General features: G+C 53.7%; 13 protein-coding genes. 9 read left to right on the top strand and 4 right to left on the bottom strand.

All coding sequences use genetic code 11. From position 1 onward, the window contains the following. The first annotated feature begins 37 nt into the window (after nucleotides 1–37). Genes tamA through G8S19_RS19785 form a run of 3 tightly spaced genes read left to right on the top strand, consistent with a single transcriptional unit; the run spans nucleotide 38 to nucleotide 5,891 of the window. Complete coding sequence (tamA, locus tag G8S19_RS19795; protein WP_003025718.1) at nucleotides 38–1,771, top strand: autotransporter assembly complex protein TamA; 1,734 nt, start codon at nucleotides 38–40, stop codon at nucleotides 1,769–1,771. Next, nucleotides 1,768–5,544, top strand: a complete 3,777-nt coding sequence (gene tamB, locus G8S19_RS19790; protein ID WP_253685782.1) for an autotransporter assembly complex protein TamB — start codon at nucleotides 1,768–1,770, stop codon at nucleotides 5,542–5,544. The genes tamA and tamB overlap by 4 nt, the downstream gene beginning before the upstream one ends. Nucleotides 5,545–5,546: 2 nt before the next feature. After that, nucleotides 5,547–5,891 (top strand): gamma-glutamylcyclotransferase, encoded by a 345-nt coding sequence (locus G8S19_RS19785; protein WP_048212859.1) that lies wholly within the window; start codon nucleotides 5,547–5,549, stop codon nucleotides 5,889–5,891. Nucleotides 5,892–5,947: 56 nt separating this feature from the next. Here the strand turns inward: G8S19_RS19785 and G8S19_RS19780 are convergent, their stop codons facing one another. From G8S19_RS19780 to ppa, 3 genes are all read right to left on the bottom strand, one after another. Next, complete coding sequence (locus G8S19_RS19780; protein ID WP_253685780.1) at nucleotides 5,948–7,957, bottom strand: TonB-dependent receptor domain-containing protein; 2,010 nt, start codon at nucleotides 7,955–7,957, stop codon at nucleotides 5,948–5,950. 85 nt (nucleotides 7,958–8,042) lie between these two features. Continuing rightward, nucleotides 8,043–9,113, bottom strand: coding sequence for a YncE family protein (locus G8S19_RS19775; protein WP_253685778.1), 1,071 nt, complete (start codon nucleotides 9,111–9,113; stop codon nucleotides 8,043–8,045). Between the two features lie 209 nt (nucleotides 9,114–9,322). Beyond that, entirely contained in the window at nucleotides 9,323–9,850 is a 528-nt protein-coding gene (ppa, locus tag G8S19_RS19770) for an inorganic diphosphatase (RefSeq protein ID WP_048212857.1), read from the bottom strand. A gap of 309 nt (nucleotides 9,851–10,159) precedes the next feature. Here ppa and ytfQ point away from each other — a divergent pair, with 309 nt between their 5' ends. The 5 genes from ytfQ to G8S19_RS19745 all read left to right on the top strand — a co-directional run bounded on the left by ytfQ (nucleotide 10,160) and on the right by G8S19_RS19745 (nucleotide 15,980). Next, nucleotides 10,160–11,116 (top strand): galactofuranose ABC transporter substrate-binding protein YtfQ, encoded by a 957-nt coding sequence (gene ytfQ / locus G8S19_RS19765; protein ID WP_048212856.1) that lies wholly within the window; start codon nucleotides 10,160–10,162, stop codon nucleotides 11,114–11,116. A gap of 121 nt (nucleotides 11,117–11,237) precedes the next feature. Continuing rightward, nucleotides 11,238–12,740 (top strand): galactofuranose ABC transporter, ATP-binding protein YtfR, encoded by a 1,503-nt coding sequence (gene ytfR, locus G8S19_RS19760; protein WP_048212855.1) that lies wholly within the window; start codon nucleotides 11,238–11,240, stop codon nucleotides 12,738–12,740. A 13-nt stretch (nucleotides 12,741–12,753) separates the two neighbouring features. Then, entirely contained in the window at nucleotides 12,754–13,776 is a 1,023-nt protein-coding gene (ytfT, locus tag G8S19_RS19755) for a galactofuranose ABC transporter, ATP-binding protein YtfT (protein WP_061068792.1), read from the top strand. Next, nucleotides 13,763–14,764 carry a galactofuranose ABC transporter, permease protein YjfF gene (yjfF, locus tag G8S19_RS19750; protein ID WP_101742929.1) on the top strand — a complete coding sequence of 334 codons (1,002 nt, stop codon included), beginning with the start codon at nucleotides 13,763–13,765 and terminating at the stop codon, nucleotides 14,762–14,764. Before ytfT ends, yjfF begins: the two co-directional genes overlap by 14 nt. A gap of 103 nt (nucleotides 14,765–14,867) precedes the next feature. After that, complete coding sequence (locus G8S19_RS19745) at nucleotides 14,868–15,980, top strand: methyl-accepting chemotaxis protein (protein ID WP_082759565.1); 1,113 nt, start codon at nucleotides 14,868–14,870, stop codon at nucleotides 15,978–15,980. A 110-nt stretch (nucleotides 15,981–16,090) separates the two neighbouring features. Here the strand turns inward: G8S19_RS19745 and fbp are convergent, their stop codons facing one another. Then, the gene (gene fbp / locus G8S19_RS19740) at nucleotides 16,091–17,089 is read right to left on the bottom strand and encodes a class 1 fructose-bisphosphatase (protein WP_048212854.1); all 999 of its coding nucleotides are present in this window, start codon (nucleotides 17,087–17,089) and stop codon (nucleotides 16,091–16,093) included. A gap of 175 nt (nucleotides 17,090–17,264) precedes the next feature. Here fbp and mpl point away from each other — a divergent pair, with 175 nt between their 5' ends. Then, complete coding sequence (gene mpl, locus G8S19_RS19735; protein WP_116361058.1) at nucleotides 17,265–18,650, top strand: UDP-N-acetylmuramate:L-alanyl-gamma-D-glutamyl-meso-diaminopimelate ligase; 1,386 nt, start codon at nucleotides 17,265–17,267, stop codon at nucleotides 18,648–18,650. Nucleotides 18,651–18,858: the final 208 nt, after the last annotated feature.

The following is an 18,858-nucleotide window of genomic DNA, read 5'->3' as shown; positions in this document are numbered from 1 at the left end:
TTCCAGGGGTGGGAAAAAAGGATATTCAGGAGAAAATGTGCCACATATCCGTCAGTTATGTTGGGTGGGATTACTGTGCTTAAGTGGCTCCGCCGCCGCCGCGAATGTTCGCTTACAGGTCGAAGGATTATCAGGACCGCTGGAGAAAAACGTCCGTGCGCAGCTGTCCACGATTCAAAGTGATGAAGTCACTCCAGACCGACGCTTTCGTGCGCGCGTTGATGATGCCATCCGCGAAGGGCTAAAAGCGCTGGGCTACTTTGAGCCGACCATTGATTTTGAACTACGTCCACCGCCGGCGAAAGGCCGCCAGGTGCTGATCGCCAAAGTGACCCCCGGCGAGCCGGTGCTGATTGGTGGCACCGAGGTGATTTTGCGGGGTGGCGCGCGTACGGATAAAGATTATCTGGATCTGTTGAAAACGCGCCCGGCAATCGGCACCGTGCTGAATCAGGGGGACTATGACAACTTCAAAAAGTCACTCACCAGCGTGGCGCTGCGCAAAGGTTATTTCGACAGTGAATTTAATAAAAGCCAGCTTGGAATAGCGCTTGAGCGCCGCCAGGCGTTCTGGGATATCGATTACAACAGCGGCGAACGCTATCGCTTTGGGCATGTCACCTTTGAAGGCTCGCAAATTCGCGATGAGTATCTGCAAAATCTGGTGCCCTTTAAAGAAGGTGAAGAGTACGAGTCGAAAGATCTGGGCGAACTGAACCGTCGTCTGTCGGCGACCGGATGGTTTAACTCCGTGGTCGTCGCGCCGGAGTTTGATAAAGCCCGCAAAACCAAAGTGCTGCCGCTGAAAGGCGTGGTCTCACCGCGCACCGAAAACACCATCGAAACCGGGGTCGGCTATTCAACTGACGTCGGGCCACGGGTGAAAACCTCGTGGAAAAAGCCGTGGATGAACTCCTACGGCCACAGCCTGACGACCAGCGCCAGTATCTCGGCACCAGAGCAGGTGCTTGATTTCAGCTATAAAATGCCGCTGTTAAAGAACCCGCTGGAACAGTATTACCTGGTACAGGGCGGCTTTAAGCGAACCGATTTAAACGACACCGAGCAGGACTCCACGACGCTTGCGGTTTCCCGCTACTGGGACCTCTCCAGCGGCTGGCAGCGCGCGATTAACCTGCGCTGGAGCCTCGACCACTTTACCCAGGGTAACGTCACCAACACCACTATGCTGCTCTATCCGGGCGTGATGATCAGCCGGACGCGCTCACGCGGCGGCTTGATGCCTGTCTGGGGCGACTCTCAGCGTTATTCTATTGATTACTCCAACACCGCCTGGGGGTCAGATGTTGATTTCTCGGTTTTTCAGGCGCAAAACGTCTGGATCCGTACGCTGTACGATCGTCATCGCTTTGTGATGCGCGGTAATCTCGGCTGGATTGAAACCGGCGACTTCGACAAAGTACCGCCGGACCTGCGTTTCTTCGCCGGGGGCGATCGCAGTATTCGCGGCTATAAATACAAATCTATTTCGCCGGAAGGTAGCGACGGCAAGCTGAAAGGGGCCTCCAAGCTGGCAACTGGCTCGCTGGAATACCAGTACAACGTGACCGGTAAATGGTGGGGCGCGATGTTTGTCGATAGCGGTGAAGCGGTCAGCGATATTCGCCGAAGCGATTTCAAAACCGGTGCCGGGGTCGGCGTACGCTGGCAATCACCAGTGGGGCCTATCAAGCTCGACTTTGCCGTCCCGGTCGGTGACAAAGATGAACATGGTTTACAGTTTTACATCGGTCTGGGGCCTGAATTATGAGTTTATGGAAGAAGATAAGCCTCGGTGTGCTGATTTTTATCCTGCTGTTGTTAGGCACGGTGGCGTTCCTCGTCGGTACCACCTCGGGCCTGCATCTGATCTTCAAAGCAGCTAATCGTTGGGTTCCGGGGCTGGAGATTGGTCAGGTCACCGGCGGCTGGCGGGATTTATCACTGAAAAATATTCGTTATGACCAGCCTGGCGTGGCGGTGAATGCCGGCGAAGTGCATCTGGCCGTGGGGCTTAACTGCCTGTGGGACAGCAGTCTGTGCGTCAACGATTTGGCACTGAAAAACATCAATGTGGCGATCGACAGTAAAAAGATGCCGCCATCTGCGCCGGTTGAGGAAGAAGAGAGCGGTCCGCTTAATCTTTCCACGCCTTACCCCATCACGCTTTCGCGCGTGGCGCTGAACAACATCAATATCAAAATCGATGACACCACGGTGTCGGTGCTGGATTTTACCTCCGGCCTGAACTGGCAGGAAAAAACGCTGACGTTGAAGCCAACGTCATTACAGGGGCTGCTGATTGCTCTGCCCAAAGTGGCGGAAGTGGCGCAGGAAGAGGTTGTCGAACCGAAGATTCAAAACCCGCAGCCGGATGAAAAACCGCTCGGCGAAACGCTAAAAGATCTGTTCTCAAAGCCGGTGCTGCCGGAAATGACCGATGTCCATCTGCCGCTCAATCTCAATATTGAAGAGTTTCGCGGCGAGCAACTGCGCGTGACCGGAGATACGGATTTAACGGTCCATAGCATGCTGCTGAAAGTGAGCAGCATTGACGGCAACATGAAGCTGGACGCGCTGGATATCGACTCGAATCAGGGGGCGGTAAAAGCCAGCGGCACGGCGCAGCTCACCGACACATGGCCGGTCGATATTACGTTAAACAGCACGCTGAACATCGACCCGTTAAAAGGCGAAAAGGTGAAGCTGAAGGTCGGCGGCGCGCTGCGTGACCAACTGGAAGTCGGCATAAACCTGTCCGGTCCGGTGGATATGGATCTGCGGGCGCAAACGCGTCTGGCGGAAGCCGGGTTGCCGCTCAATCTGGAAGTGGTGAGTAAGCAGATTTACTGGCCGTTTACCGGCGACAAACAGTTTCAGGCCGATGACATCAAGCTCAAGCTGACCGGCAAGATGACCGACTACACGTTGTCGATGCGTACCGCCGTGAAGGGACAGGATATTCCTCCAGCTACCATCACGCTGGACGCTAAAGGCAACGAACAGCAGATCAATCTCGACAAACTCAGCGTTGCGGCGCTGGAAGGAAAAACCGAGCTGAAAGCGCTGGTGGACTGGCAGCAGGCGATCAGCTGGCGCGGGGAGCTAACGCTGGATGGTATCAACACCGCAAAAGCGATCCCGGACTGGCCGTCAAAACTGAATGGTCTGGTGAAAACCCGCGGCAGTCTGTATGGCGGAAGCTGGCAGATGGAGGTTCCGGAGCTGAAGCTGACCGGGAATGTAAAACAGAATAAGGTCAATGTGAACGGTTCGCTGAAGGGGAACAGTTACCTGCAATGGATCATTCCGGGCCTGCATCTGGAGCTGGGGCGCAACAGCGCGGATGTGAAAGGGGAACTGGGGGTTAAAGACCTCAACCTCGACGCGACGATTGATGCCCCAAGTTTGGATAACGCCCTGCCGGGGTTAGGCGGTACGGCGAAAGGGCTGGTTAAAGTTCGCGGTACGGTTGAAGCGCCACAGCTGCTGGCGGATATTACCGCCCGTGGTCTGCGCTGGCAGGAACTTTCCGTTGCTCAGGTGCGCGTCGAAGGCGACGTGAAATCGGCCGAGCAAATCGCCGGTAATCTCAACGTGCGCGTAGAGCGGATTGTACAACCTGACGTGAATATCGGCCTGGTGACGCTCAACGCCAAAGGCAGTGAACAGCAGCATGATCTACAGCTGCGCATTCAGGGGGAACCGGTTTCCGGACAGCTTGATTTGGCGGGTAGCTTTGATCGCAAAGAACAGCGCTGGAAAGGGGAGTTAAGCAATACGCGCTTCCAGACGCCGGTGGGCCCGTGGTCGTTGAACCGCGCGATTGCGCTGGATTACCGTAACCAGGAACAGAAAATCAGCATTGGGCCGCACTGCTGGAACAACCCGAATGCGGAGCTGTGCGTACCGCAAACCATTGATGCGGGTGCAGAAGGGCGCGCGGTGGTGAACCTGAATCGCTTCGATCTGGCGATGCTGAAACCGTTTATGCCGGATGCAACCCAGGCCAGCGGCGTGTTCACCGGTAAAGCCGATGTGAGCTGGGACACCACCAAAGAAGGGCTGCCGCAGGGGCAAGTGACGCTGAATGGACGTAACGTGAAGGTCACGCAAAGCGTGAATGATGCACCGCTCCCCGTGGCGTTTGAAACGCTGAATCTGACCGCCGACCTGCACAATAACCGTGCCGAGCTGGGCTGGCTGATTCGCCTGACCAACAACGGACAGTTTGATGGACAGGTGCAGGTAACAGACCCGCAAGGACGCCGTAATCTGGGCGGTAACGTCAATATTCGAAACTTCAATCTGGCGATGGTAAACCCCATCTTCTCGCGTGGTGAAAAAGCAGCAGGGATGATCAACGCCAACCTGCGGCTGGGCGGCGATGTGCAAAGCCCGCAGCTACTCGGACAGCTGCAACTGAGCGGTCTGGATATAGACGGTAACTTTATGCCGTTTGACATGCAGCCAAGCCAGTTAGCCGTTAACTTCACCGGAACACGTTCAACGCTGGCGGGCGTGGTGCGTACGCAGCAGGGAGAAATTAACCTGAGCGGCGATGCCGACTGGAGTCAGATAGACAACTGGCGGGCGCGCGTCGCGGCTAAAGGTAGCAGGGTACGTATTACCGTGCCGCCGATGGTTCGCCTGGATGTCTCGCCGGACGTGGTCTTTGAAGCCACGCCGAGCCTGTTTACTCTCGATGGCAACGTCGATGTGCCGTGGGCGCGTATCGTGGTACACGACCTGCCGGAGAGCGCGGTCGGGGTTTCCAGCGACATGGTCATGCTGAACAACAATCTGCAGCCGGAAAAACCGCAGACAGCCGGTATTCCGATCAACAGCAACCTGAACATCCACGTCGGTAACAACGTGCGTATTGACGCCTTTGGTCTGAAAGCGCGTCTGACGGGCGACCTGAAAGTGGCACAGGATAAGCAGGGGCTGGGGCTGAACGGGCAAATTAATATTCCGAGCGGTCGCTTCCATGCCTATGGTCAGGATCTGATTGTGCGTAAGGGCGAACTGTTGTTCTCCGGCCCGCCGGATCAGCCGCTGCTCAACATCGAAGCGATTCGTAACCCGGATGCCACCGAAGACGACGTGATCGCCGGCGTTCGCGTCACCGGCACTGCTGATGAGCCGAAGGCGGAGATCTTCTCCGACCCGGCAATGTCGCAGCAAATGGCGCTTTCCTACCTGCTACGCGGACAAGGACTTGATAGCGAACAGAGCGACAGCGCGGCGATGACCTCAATGCTTATTGGCTTAGGGGTTGCACAAAGTGGTCAGGTTGTGGGTAAAATCGGGGAGACGTTTGGCGTAAGCAATCTGGCACTGGACACACAAGGGGTGGGGGACTCATCTCAGGTGGTTGTCAGCGGATACGTACTGCCAGGTCTGCAGGTGAAATATGGTGTGGGTATATTTGACTCCTTAGCGACACTCACGCTACGTTATCGTCTGATGCCTAAGCTATATCTGGAAGCAGTGTCTGGCGTAGATCAGGCACTTGATTTGCTCTATCAGTTCGAGTTTTAGCAATGCGAATATTTGTCTACGGCAGTTTACGAACCAAACAAGGCAACAGCCACTGGATGACCAATGCCCTGTTGCTGGGAAATTTCAGTATCGACAACTACCAGTTGTACAGCCTGGGCCACTATCCAGGCGCGGTTCCGGGGAACGGAACGGTACACGGGGAAGTTTATCGTATTGACAACGCCACGCTGGCAGAGCTTGACGCTCTGCGTACGCGAGGTGGCGAATATGCACGCCAGTTAATTCAGACGCCGTACGGAAGTGCATGGATGTACGTGTACCAACGTTCAGTCGAGGGATTAACGCTGATTGAAAGCGGTAACTGGTTAGACCGAGACCAGTACTGATATATCGCTACGAGAATAAACAACGCCGCCTTCGGGTGGCGTTGTTTATTTAAGGCTTAAAACTCTACGCGCGCGCCGAGATTATAGCGACGGCCTTCCACCTGCGCGGATTCATTCCACGCGGTAGTCAGCTTCGGATCCTCATCCAGCACGTTGTAGACCCCTGCCATCAACTGCGTGTGCTTATTGAGCTGATAACGTACGCCCACATCAACCATTGTGTAGTCATCGTATTTGTAGTTATTACCACTGTTGCGGTTACTGCTGCGATAGTTCACCGTACTCCACACGTCGAGACTCTGTGTCGCCGCCCAGGTCAGCGACAGATTCGCCATATGACGCGGGTAGTCGTTTAGCGCGTAGCCTTTATTGGCGCCGCTTTTCTGCTCGCTGTGGTTCCAGGTGTAGTTAGCGTTGGCTTTGAGGTCGGCGCTAATTTGCCAGTCGGCATTCAGCTCAATGCCGTATACGTCTGCCTCACTGACGTTAAAGTATTTACTGACGGAATCTGCTTTGTAGCCATTCACTGAGCACTGGTTTGTCGCCGTGGTTTCACAAATGGTTTGTTCAGCGATTTTGTCTTTGAACTGGGTATAGAAGACCGTGCTATCCAGAGCCAGCGCATCGCCCGTCCAGTAGAGTCCCAGTTCAGAGTTAACGCTTTTCTCTGGTTTCAGGTCGTCATTACCTACCGTCAGGAAGGGATAAGGCACGGTTGAGCCGTAAGGGGTGACGAAGTTGCTGGAGGTCGCGCGTAGCTCCGGTTTTTTATATCCTGCCGAAATACCGCCCTTTAGCGCCCAGGCATCGCTGAAGGCCCAGTTGCCGTACATTTTTGGCGTAATATGTGTACCAAAGTTATCGTCCTGATCCATACGCGCCGAAGTGGTCAGGATGAAATCGTCAATATTCCAGCCATCTTCAGCAAACAGCGCCCAGCCGTTGCGGCTGATTTTGGTTACCGGCTCTGAGCCGGGCAGCGTTTTGTTAGCCACATCAAAGCGGTCATTTAACTCTTCGCGGGTAAAATTCGCCCCGATGGTCAGTTTATGGTTGTCGAGTGTAAACGTGGTTTGCGAATTAGCGACATAGTTTTCCATCTGCACATACTGCGGGGACTGACCGTCATAAACGTATTTTGAGCGGCCCTTTTCGTAGTTGATGTAGTTGGTCGTCGCGATGGTGTCATCTGCATACCAGCCGGTATGTGTCAGGGTGGCGGCGTTACGATCGAACAGCCATGACCATGGCGCGCCGCGTTTCTGAGTGCGATTTTTCTCCTGCTCGCCGGTGACAACGTTGAGGTCGAACAGGTTGTTTTCGCTGGCGGCCAGGCCCAGCGTCATATCAACGGATTTACGGTTGTGTTTGCCGAAATAGTCATTGCGATCGTCATCGCGACGGTCGAGCCAGTCGGCCGCTACGCTAAGGCCGAGAACATCTGGCACAATCGGCCCCATGGTAAACAGATTCATCTGGCTGGTATTACCCAAATACTGGTGTTCCTGAAGCCAGGTATTCGCCGCAATCGCCGTCGTCCAGTCTTTCGCGCCGTACGGCTTTTTGGTAATCACGTTGACCACACCGCCGATGGCATCTGAGCCGTACAGCGAGGACATTGGCCCGCGGATAACTTCGATACGCTCAATGGCCTCCATTGGCGGTAAGAAGTTGGCTTCAGTACCGATATCATGGCCGTAGGGGCGCGACTCACCGGTATTTTGTTTGACGCTGTTGACCATAAAAGCGGTATAGGACGGGTCCATACCGCGGATCATAATGCTGCCCGCATTCATGCCGCTGCTGTTGGTAACCGAGACGCCAGGAAGGTTTTTAATCGCTTCACCAATGCTACGGTCCGGCTGAATATCCAGCGTTTTACGATCGATAACTGAAATGGTGGCCGGCGCTTCGCGCTTTTGCTGCGAGAACCCGGATGCGGTGATCACCATTTCATCTTCATTATTGCGTGAGGTTTCGGTGAGTTCTTCTGCCTGAGTGGGGAAAATAACCCCGCCAGAGAATGCAACGATCCCTGTCAGCGTAATAAGTTGACGCGTTTTCATAATATAAGACACCTGAAAAGTAAAAAACAAAAGCATCACCTTGCAACCCGGAAAAGCTGCAAGGTGTAAGAAGCGTTTTTAATTATTAATATTTAGAGAGATCGATTTTCAGCACGTAATCGGGCTTTACGCCAATCATTTCTTCCGGCTGTTTTACGCTGACATACAAGGTGTTAGCGTCATGAGAAAGTGCAAGACTGTTAGGTAACGCAGTGGTTTCAATGCTTTGTTTTACCTGATAAGTCTTGCTGTCCACAATGCTGATGCGCTTTGCATTGCGGTGGGTGATATACACTTCCTGGCGTTTTTCGTTATATATAACTGCCAAAGAGTTAATGACCTTAATTGGCACAATAACTTTGCCAGTATTAATATCGACAACCAAAACATCTGCTAAATCCGGATCGGTCAGGAACGCGCGGTTATTTTTTGCATCCAGCGCAATATTCAGGAAGAAATGTTTTTTAGCGGGTTCAATGGAAAAGCGGCTAATGATTTTGTGGCTGCTGGTGTCCAGCGTAATCAGCTCGTTTCTGCCATTCACTACATACAGGCGGTTCTTATTTGCATCCACCGCCATACCGGTCGGATACTGACCCATATTTTCAATGGTGGCGATTTTTTCGCGCTTTTGCGTATCCACCACCCAGACAATGCCTTTTTCAGCCACGCCGGAAACGTACAGACGGTGATGCTGCTTATCGAGCACCATTTCACGCGTATGGACGATTTCCTTTGGATTTTTGGTCTCGCTCAGTTGCAGTATCGCCAACTCTTTACCGCTGCGGGTATCAATTAGCGTTACCGAACCTTCCAGCGTGTTGCCCACATATAGCACCTGATTTTCTTCGTCCAGCGCGGTGGCAAAGGCACGACGGCTGGTGTCGATGACTTCGGTGGTTGTGAGTTTTTCCAGATCGAGTTTGTAGATAAGCCCGCGGGTTTTGTCTTTATCAAATGACGGAGACGAGGCGGCAAAGAGCGTGTTCTGCTGACTATCAACCGCCAGTTCATACACGCCGTTCCCGACGTCGTGGGTCAGAAAATCTTTCTCAGGTAGCGTCTGCGCCACGCTGGGCAGGCTGGTAAATAACAGTGCTGTGGCGAGCGCCACACAAGAATAGTGTTTCAGGGACTTCACAGTGTGGAGGTTCATTGACTTTTATTCACATTTATTTACATACTGCGAATGATAATGAGATCTAATCTCATTCGCAATTAAGATAAATGAAATGTGACTACCCAATCTGGTAGGTCAAAAAGAAACCAGCGGGATACCGGGAAAATAAAGGGAGGAAAAGCACAGGCATAAAAAAACCCTTACTAACCAGAGGCTGGTGTTCAGGGTTTTCAGAGCAGGCGAACTTACTTCTTCGCGCGCTCGAAGGAAGCAACGATTTCAGCTTTAGCGGCTTCAGCGTTGTCCCAACCGTCAACTTTTACCCATTTGCCTGCTTCGAGGTCTTTGTAGTGCTCGAAGAAGTGGGTGATCTGTGCCTTCAGCAGGTCCGGCAGGTCGGTCACATCTTTAATGTGATCGTATTCTTTGCTCAGTTTGGTGTGCGGTACCGCAACCAGTTTTGCATCTTCGCCGGATTCGTCGGTCATTTTCAGTACGCCAACCGGACGGCAGCGGATCACTGAACCTGGCTCCAGCGGATACGGAGTCGGGACCAGAACGTCTACCGGATCACCATCCAGAGACAGGGTGTGGTTGATGTAACCGTAGTTGCACGGATAGAACATCGCGGTGGACATGAAGCGGTCAACGAACAGGGCGCCGCTCTCTTTGTCAACTTCGTATTTGATCGGATCTGCGTTTGCAGGGATCTCGATAACAACGTAGATATCTTCCGGCAGATCTTTACCGGCAGGGACGTTGAGTAAGCTCATGTCTGTTTCCTTTAAATAAGCTATGGCAAACAAGTGGCGGGTATTATAGCCAACTCGCGCCGAATGTCTCCGCTTGTTTTCGATTTCGCGGCGCACATTTTCTTCTTTTCCTTTCCCTTTTGTGACAGAAAAATCCATATCTTCAGCCGCATTTTTCATAGTGATATGAAAGCGATTACAAAGTTGTGATTAACGTTTTATTTACTTTTTTGAAGTGTGATGTAACGCAATTCGTTACATGCTCAATTGTCTATAGTTTTTTCGCGACTGTTTATTAACCAACAATAATCCCCCTACGAGGACGCACTTATGTGGAAGCGCTTACTTTTAGTCACAGCAGTTTCGACAGCCATGTCGTCTATGGCATTGGCAGCCCCTTTAACCGTAGGATTTTCGCAGGTTGGCTCTGAATCCGGCTGGCGCGCGGCGGAAACCAATGTGGCGAAAAGCGAGGCCGAAAAGCGAGGTATTACGCTGAAAATCGCTGACGGCCAGCAAAAACAGGAAAACCAGATTAAAGCCGTACGCTCATTTGTTGCGCAGGGCGTAGATGCCATCTTCATTGCGCCGGTCGTGGCAACGGGTTGGGAGCCGGTGTTAAAAGAAGCGAAAGATGCCAACATTCCGGTCTTTTTGCTCGATCGTTCCATCGATGTAAAAGACAAATCTCTCTATATGACCACCGTTACCGCCAATAACGTGCTGGAAGGTAAATTAATCGGCGACTGGCTGATTAAAGAGGTGAACGGCAAACCGTGTAACGTCGTTGAGCTGCAAGGGACCGTCGGGGCCAGCGTGGCGATTGACCGTAAAAAAGGTTTTGCCGAAGCCATCGCCAGCGCGCCAAACATCAAAATTATTCGCTCTCAGTCCGGGGACTTCACCCGCAGCAAAGGCAAAGAAGTGATGGAGAGCTTTATCAAAGCTGAAAACAACGGCAAGAACATCTGCATGGTTTACGCTCACAACGATGACATGGTGATCGGGGCTATCCAGGCGATCAAAGAAGCGGGTCTGAAGCCGGGCAAAGATATTCTGACCGGTTCAATCGACGGCGTACCGGATATCTATAAAGCGATGATTGATGGCGAAGCCAACGCCAGCGTCGAACTGACGCCAAATATGGCAGGGCCGGCATTCGATGCGCTGGAGAAATTCAAGAAAGACGGCACGATGCCTGAGAAGCTGACCATTACCAAGTCGATCCTCTATCTGCCGGATACGGCGAAAGAAGAGTTAGAGAAGAAGAAAAACATGGGCTACTAGTTTTGCTGTCGGTCTTCCGTAGGCCGGATAAGGCGTTACGCCGCCATCCGGCATTTATTGCCTGATGGCGCTGCGCTTATCAGGCCTACGAAACGCCGTGATTTCGTTCCGGAGGAATACCATGACCACCGACCAACATCAGGAGATCCTCCGCACCGAAGGATTAAGTAAATTTTTTCCCGGCGTCAAAGCACTGGATAACGTGGATTTCAGTCTGCGTCGGGGCGAGATTATGGCGCTGCTGGGGGAAAACGGAGCCGGCAAATCGACGCTCATCAAAGCGCTGACCGGCGTTTACCATGCAGATCGCGGCACTATCTGGCTCGAAGGCCAACCGATCTCCCCCAAAAACACCGCCCATGCCCAGCAACTGGGGATTGGCACCGTGTACCAGGAAGTGAACCTGCTGCCCAATATGTCGGTTGCCGATAACCTGTTTATTGGCCGTGAGCCGCGGCGTTTTGGTCTGCTACAGCGTAAGCAGATGGAAAAACGCGCGACGGAGCTGATGGCGTCATACGGTTTTTCCCTCGACGTCCGCGAGCCGCTGAACCGCTTTTCCGTGGCGATGCAGCAGATAGTTGCCATCTGTCGGGCAATAGATCTCTCCGCGAAAGTGCTGATCCTCGACGAACCCACCGCCAGCCTCGATACCCAGGAAGTTGAAATGCTGTTCGGCCTGATGCGTCATCTGCGCGATCGCGGTGTCAGCCTGATCTTCGTCACCCATTTTCTCGATCAGGTTTATCAGGTCAGCGATCGCATCACCGTCCTGCGTAACGGCGGCTTCGTTGGCTGCCGTGAAACCCGGGAATTACCGCAAATTGAACTGGTCAAAATGATGCTGGGTCGCGAACTGGATACCCATGCGCTACAGCGTGCGGGCCGCACATTGCTGAGCGATAAGCCGGTGGCGGCCTTTAGCGGCTTTGGCAAGAAAGGCACCATCGCGCCGTTTGATCTACAGGTGCGTCCCGGCGAGATCGTCGGTCTCGCCGGACTGCTGGGATCCGGGCGAACGGAAACGGCCGAGGTGATCTTCGGCATTAAACCCGCCGACAGCGGCAGTGCGCTGATCAAAGGCAAACCGCAGACCTTGCGATCGCCGCATCAGGCTTCGTGTCTGGGGATCGGCTTCTGTCCGGAGGATCGCAAAACGGATGGCATCATCGCCGCGGCTTCGGTACGGGAAAATATCATTCTGGCCCTGCAGGCGCAGCGTGGCTGGCTGCGGCCTATCCCACGGAAAGAACAAAACGAGATTGCCGAGCGTTTTATCCGCCAGCTCGGAATTCGCACCCCCAACGCTGAACAGCCGATCGAGTTTCTCTCCGGCGGCAATCAGCAAAAAGTATTGCTCTCGCGCTGGTTGCTGACCAAACCGCAGTTCCTGATCCTCGATGAGCCCACGCGCGGGATCGACGTCGGCGCGCATGCGGAGATCATCCGCCTGATCGAAACGCTGTGCGCGGATGGTCTGGCGCTGCTGGTGATTTCATCCGAACTGGAAGAGTTAGTGGGTTATGCCGATCGGGTCATTATTATGCGCGATCGCAAACAGGTAGCCGAGATCCCACTGGCTGAACTGTCCGTACCGGCGATCATGAATGCCATTGCGGCCTAAGGAGACTATGGTGATGCCTCAATCTCTCCCTCAATCCAACACCGCGAAACGACGGTTCCGTTGGCCAAAAGGTATGCCGCAACTGGTGGCGCTACTGCTGGTGCTGCTGGTCGACAGCCTGGTGGCCCCGCACTTCTACCAGGTGATTTTGCAGGATGGTCGCCTGTTCGGCAGCCCGATTGATATTCTCAACCGTGCCGCTCCCGTGGCGCTGCTGGCGATTGGTATGACGCTGGTGATTGCCACTGGCGGCATCGATCTTTCCGTTGGCGCGGTGATGGCTATTGCAGGAGCGACCACCGCGGCGATGACGGTGGCCGGGCACAGTCTGCCGGTGGTGCTGCTTGCTGCCTTAGGCTCCGGCATTCTGGCCGGGTTGTGGAACGGGATTCTGGTGGCAATCCTCAAGATTCAGCCGTTTGTTGCGACACTTATCCTGATGGTGGCCGGGCGTGGAGTGGCGCAGCTTATCACTTCCGGGCAGATCGTCACTTTCAACTCGCCCGAGCTGTCGTGGTTTGGCAGCGGCTCGCTGTTACTGTTTCCCACGCCGGTGATTATCGCGCTGCTGACGCTGGTCGCCTTTTGGCTGCTAACGCGTAAAACGGCGCTGGGCATGTTCATTGAAGCGGTGGGCATTAACATTCGTGCGGCGAAAAACGCCGGGGTGAATACCCGCATCATTGTGATGCTCACTTATGTGCTGAGCGGCCTGTGTGCGGCTATCGCCGGTATTATCGTCACGGCGGATATTCGTGGGGCAGATGCCAATAACGCCGGATTATGGCTGGAGCTGGATGCCATCCTGGCGGTGGTTATTGGCGGTGGCTCGCTGATGGGCGGGCGCTTTAACCTGCTGCTATCGGTAATTGGCGCGTTGATCATTCAGGGGATGAACACCGGGATTTTGCTGTCGGGCTTCCAGCCGGAACTGAATCAGGTGGTCAAAGCCATCGTGGTGTTGTGCGTGCTGGTCGTGCAGTCACAACGCTTTATCAGCCTGATAAAAGGAGTGCGCGGTCATGATAAAACGTAATTTACCGCTGATGATCACCCTCGGCGTGTTTGTGCTGGGCTACCTTTACTGCCTGACGCAATTCCCGGCTTTTGCTTCCACCCGGGTGATTTGCAATATCCTGACCGATAACGCTTTTTTAGGGATTATTGCCGTGGGCATGACTTTCGTCATTCTCTCCGGGGGGATTGATCTTTCCGTCGGGTCGGTGATTGCCTTTACGGGGGTATTTTTAGCAAAGGCGATTGGTTACTGGGGGATTTCGCCACTGCTGGCGTTTCCTTTGATTCTGGCAATGGGCTGCGCGTTTGGCGCGTTTATGGGGCTACTGATTGATGCGCTGAAGATCCCGGCATTCATTATTACACTGGCGGGAATGTTCTTCCTGCGCGGCGTCAGCTATCTGGTCTCTGAAGAGTCGATCCCAATTAACCATCCGATCTATGACACGCTCTCAAGCCTGGCATGGAAAATTCCTGGCGGCGGTCGCCTGAGCGCGATGGGGTTGTTAATGCTGGGCGTGGTGGTGATTGGCATCTTCCTTGCGCACCGTACGCGCTTTGGTAATCAGGTTTACGCCATTGGCGGCAACGCCACGTCGGCCAACCTGATGGGCATCTCAACCCGTAGCACGACCATTCGTATCTATATGCTGTCTACCGGGCTTGCTACGCTGGCCGGCATTGTGTTTTCCATTTACACCCAGGCGGGTTATGCGCTGGCGGGCGTTGGCGTTGAGCTGGATGCGATTGCCTCAGTGGTGATTGGCGGAACGCTGCTAAGCGGCGGCGTGGGAACGGTGTTGGGTACGCTATTTGGCGTGGCGATCCAAGGGCTGATCCAGACCTACATTAATTTTGATGGCACATTAAGTTCCTGGTGGACGAAGATCGCGATTGGCATTTTATTGTTTATTTTTATAGCGTTACAACGCGGTCTCACGGTGCTTTGGGAAAATCGTCAGAGCTCGCCGGTAACCCGAGTGGGTACGGCGGCAACACCAAAGTAACATCATGATTTTGCACAAAACATTTAAATACCTAAACTTTTTCCGGTTGTAGTCGATAGGTTCTGTACAGGTCTGTTTTAACCCTACAACCGGAAATATAACGATGCCAAAATCCCTTTCAATTCGATCAAGTTTGTTGGTGTTATTGTCTCTGCTGACGTTTCTTCTGTTGCTGACCGGCGGCATGGGGCTTTATGCCGCTACCCGCGTTATTAACTCTTTGGTTTATCACGGTATTATGAGTGCTGCCATGTTGGCTGCCATTGTGTTGCTGGCGGTCATTTGGTTTATGCTGCGAAATAAGTTTCTTAAACCGCTGGATAGCATAGTGGAGCAACTGGAACGTCTGGCGACGGGGGATTTGTCGCCTGTTAGCGCGTTATCGGCCAGCGCCGAATTCAACCGCCTGAACGCGGCAATGGATAACATGCGCCATGCGCTGGGCGACTCAGTACAACGCGTGCGCGATGCCAGCTCGCAAATTGATATTGGCAGTCGTGAACTGACGGCCGGGAACCAGCATCTGGCACAACGTACAGAATCCACCGCCACGTCGCTGGAACAGACCGCCGCCAGCATGGAAGAACTCACGGCGACCGTGAAACAGAATGCGCAGAACGCGGAGCAGGCGCATCAGTTGGCAAAATCGGTATCGGATACCGCCGATCGCGGTAGCGAAATGGTGTGTTATGTGATCGAGAAAATGCGCGATATTTCCGGCAGTTCCAGCCGAATCGCCGACATCCTCAGCGTAATCGACGGCATTGCTTTCCAGACCAACATCCTTGCGCTTAACGCCTCCGTTGAAGCGGCGCGCGCCGGTGAGCAGGGGCGGGGTTTTGCGGTTGTTGCAGGTGAAGTACGTAATCTGGCCAGCCGCAGCGCCGAGGCGGCAAAAGAGATCCGTACATTGATCAGCGATTCGCATACCCACGTAGGGGAAGGTAGTGAGCTGGCGCAGCAGGCGGGTGAAACCATGGATGAGATTGCGACCGAGGTCATGCGTATGACCAAACTGATGCGTGAAATTGCCAGTGCGTCCCAGGAACAGAGTCGCGGCATTGAGCAGGTGAATATTGCGGTGATTCAGATGGATGAAACGGCGCAGCAAAATGCGGCGCTGGTACAGCAGTCTTCAGCGGCTACCCGCTCGCTGGAAGAGCAGTCTTCAGCGCTAATCGAAGCCATGGCCGTATTTAAGCTACAGACAGCCTAACCGAACGTAGGCCTGATAAGGCGAAGCCGCCATCCGGCAATATCACAGCATTGTGCCGGATGGTACTTCGCTTATCCGGCCTGCAACGTGCTGTAGGCCGGATGTTGCGCTTATGCGTCCGGGAACTCGCGGATAAAGCGCTCTACATCGTCAACCATATGGTCGTTACCCACGAAGAAGGAGCGGCGTTGGTGCAGGCTTTCCGGGATGATATCCAGAATACGATTTTTACCGTCGCTCGCCTTGCCGCCGGCTTGCTCAGCCAGCAGGGCCATTGGGTTGCATTCGTACAGCAGACGCAGTTTCCCTTGCGGGTGGCTGGCGGTGCTTGGGTACAGATAGATCCCGCCTTTCAGCAGATTGCGATGGAAATCGGCAACCAGAGAGCCAATGTAGCGCGAAGTGTACGGGCGCTGGGTTGACTTATCTTCTTCCTGACAGAATTTAATGTATTTCTTCACGCCATTCGGGAATTTAATGTAGTTGCCTTCGTTAATGGAGTACGTGCTACCTTTCGCCGGGAAGCGCATACGTTCCTGGCTGAGGCAGAATACGCCCAGAGAAGGATCGTAGGTGAAGGCGTGCACGCCACAGCCGGTGGTGTACACCAGCATGGTGGAAGAACCATAAACCACGTAGCCCGCAGCAACTTGCTTGTTGCCCGGCTGCAGGAAATCCTCTTCCGTGACCGGCGTGCCGACGGGGGTTACGCGGCGATAAATAGAGAAAATCGTACCGACAGAGACGTTAACATCGATGTTGGATGAGCCATCCAGCGGATCCATTAGCACAACGTATTTTGCGTGTTCACAGCCTTCAAAGACGACAATTTCATCTTCTTCTTCTGAGGCAATTCCCGCCACGATGTCGCGTGCCTTCAGTGCAGCTTTCAGTTTTTCGTTTGCGAACAGATCGAGTTTTTGTTGCACCTCTCCCTGCACGTTCTCTGCACCGCTGGCACCCAGGATATCGACCAGACCGGCCTTATTGATATCGCGGTGGATGATCTTGGCGCCCAGCTTTATTGCCGACAACAAAGCAGTGAGTTCACCGGTAGCATGAGAAAACTCGTGCTGCTTTTCGACAATAAATTCACCTAACGTTTTCATAACACTTTCCCTGCAATTTATGTGGAGTAAAGCGACCGCAACAATATTAACAAATATTTCAGCTATCGCGCTCAGGTGAATCGCGCCAGCAAACTACGGAATATCCTGAAATGCGTTTCTCAGTTGCCAGACATGTGCGTAAAATGGCCCCCAGATTAAAAAAGGATAGTGACGTATGCGCATTCATATTTTGGGAATTTGTGGCACTTTCATGGGCGGTCTGGCGATGCTGGCACGCTCGCTCGGTCATGAAGTAACCGGTTCGGACGCCAATGTGTATCCGCCGATGAGCACCTTACTTGAGAAGCAAGGCATTGATCTGATTCAGGGTTACGATGCCAGCCAGCTCGATCCACAGCCGGACCTGGTGATCATCGGTAATGCGATGACCCGTGGTAACCCCTGCGTGGAAGCGGTGCTGGAGAAGAACATTCCATACATGTCTGGCCCGCAATGGCTGCATGACTTTGTGTTGCGCGACCGCTGGGTACTGGCGGTGGCGGGGACGCACGGCAAAACGACTACGGCTGGAATGGCAACCTGGATCCTCGAAGCCTGCGGCTATAAGCCTGGCTTTGTGATCGGCGGCGTACCGGGTAACTTCGAGGTTTCTGCGCGTCTGGGCGAAAGCAACTTCTTCGTGATTGAAGCGGATGAGTACGACTGCGCGTTCTTCGATAAGCGTTCTAAATTCGTGCATTACTGCCCGCGTACCCTGATCCTCAATAACCTTGAGTTCGATCACGCAGATATCTTTGACGATCTGAAAGCGATCCAGAAACAGTTCCACCATCTGGTGCGTATCGTGCCGGGCCAGGGACGCATCATCTACCCGGAAAACGACATCAATCTGAAACAGACGATGGCGATGGGCTGCTGGAGCGAACAGGAGCTGGTGGGCGAGCAGGGTCACTGGCAGGCGAAAAAGCTCACTACCGATGCTTCCGAGTGGGAAGTGTGGCTGGACGGTGAAAAAGTGGGTGAAGTTAAGTGGGGTCTGGTCGGCGAACACAACATGCACAATGGCCTGATGGCGATTGCGGCAGCCCGTCACGTGGGCGTCGTGCCTGCGGATGCAGCCAATGCGCTAGGCTCGTTCATTAACGCCCGTCGTCGTCTTGAACTGCGTGGTGAAGCGCACGGCGTGACGGTGTATGACGATTTTGCCCATCATCCAACCGCGATTCTGGCAACGCTTGCGGCGCTGCGCGGGAAAGTTGGCGGTACGGCACGCATTATTGCGGTGCTGGAGCCTCGCTCTAACACCATGAAAATGGGACTGTGCAAAGATGATCTGGCGCCGTCGTTAGGCCGTGCGGACGAAGTGTTCCTGCTGCAACCCCCGCATATTCCGTGGCAGGTAGCAGAAGTCGCTGAAGCCTGCGTTCAGCCGGCGCACTGGAGTGGCGATGTGGATGCCCTGGCAGATATGGTGGTGAAAACCGCGCAGCCAGGCGATCACATTCTGGTGATGAGTAACGGCGGATTTGGTGGTATTCATCAAAAACTGCTGGATGGTCTGGCGAAGAAAGCTCAGGCGGAAGCGCAAGAGCAAGAGTAAAAAAATGCCCGGTGGCGCTACGCTTACCGGGCCTACAACGAATTCACGGATTGTAGGCCGGATAAGGTGTTTGCACCGCCATCCGGCAAGCTCATTTCGCTAAACTTTGTTTCTCTAAATAAAAAGAAAGTTAATGTCGTCAGATTTCTTTTTCCTGTTCTGATAGGTTATTGCAATAAATATAATTTTGCTGCATATTGAAAATGTT

The organism is Citrobacter sp. SX206 (assembly GCF_024181025.1).
GTDB classification, from domain to species: Bacteria; Pseudomonadota; Gammaproteobacteria; order Enterobacterales; family Enterobacteriaceae; genus Citrobacter; species Citrobacter youngae.
This window is presented reverse-complemented; position numbering and strand designations above follow the sequence as displayed.

Coding starts and splice junctions, on each gene's coding strand:
- ppa (WP_048212857.1), bottom strand. CDS start 9,850: ATGAGCTTACTCAACGTCCCTGCCGGTAAAGATCTGCCGGAAGATATC.
- mpl (WP_116361058.1), top strand. CDS start 17,265: ATGCGCATTCATATTTTGGGAATTTGTGGCACTTTCATGGGCGGTCTG.
- ytfT (WP_061068792.1), top strand. CDS start 12,754: ATGCCTCAATCTCTCCCTCAATCCAACACCGCGAAACGACGGTTCCGT.
- ytfR (WP_048212855.1), top strand. CDS start 11,238: ATGACCACCGACCAACATCAGGAGATCCTCCGCACCGAAGGATTAAGT.
- yjfF (WP_101742929.1), top strand. CDS start 13,763: ATGATAAAACGTAATTTACCGCTGATGATCACCCTCGGCGTGTTTGTG.
- G8S19_RS19745 (WP_082759565.1), top strand. CDS start 14,868: ATGCCAAAATCCCTTTCAATTCGATCAAGTTTGTTGGTGTTATTGTCT.
- ytfQ (WP_048212856.1), top strand. CDS start 10,160: ATGTGGAAGCGCTTACTTTTAGTCACAGCAGTTTCGACAGCCATGTCG.
- tamB (WP_253685782.1), top strand. CDS start 1,768: ATGAGTTTATGGAAGAAGATAAGCCTCGGTGTGCTGATTTTTATCCTG.
- G8S19_RS19785 (WP_048212859.1), top strand. CDS start 5,547: ATGCGAATATTTGTCTACGGCAGTTTACGAACCAAACAAGGCAACAGC.
- G8S19_RS19775 (WP_253685778.1), bottom strand. CDS start 9,113: ATGAACCTCCACACTGTGAAGTCCCTGAAACACTATTCTTGTGTGGCG.
- G8S19_RS19780 (WP_253685780.1), bottom strand. CDS start 7,957: ATGAAAACGCGTCAACTTATTACGCTGACAGGGATCGTTGCATTCTCT.
- fbp (WP_048212854.1), bottom strand. CDS start 17,089: ATGAAAACGTTAGGTGAATTTATTGTCGAAAAGCAGCACGAGTTTTCT.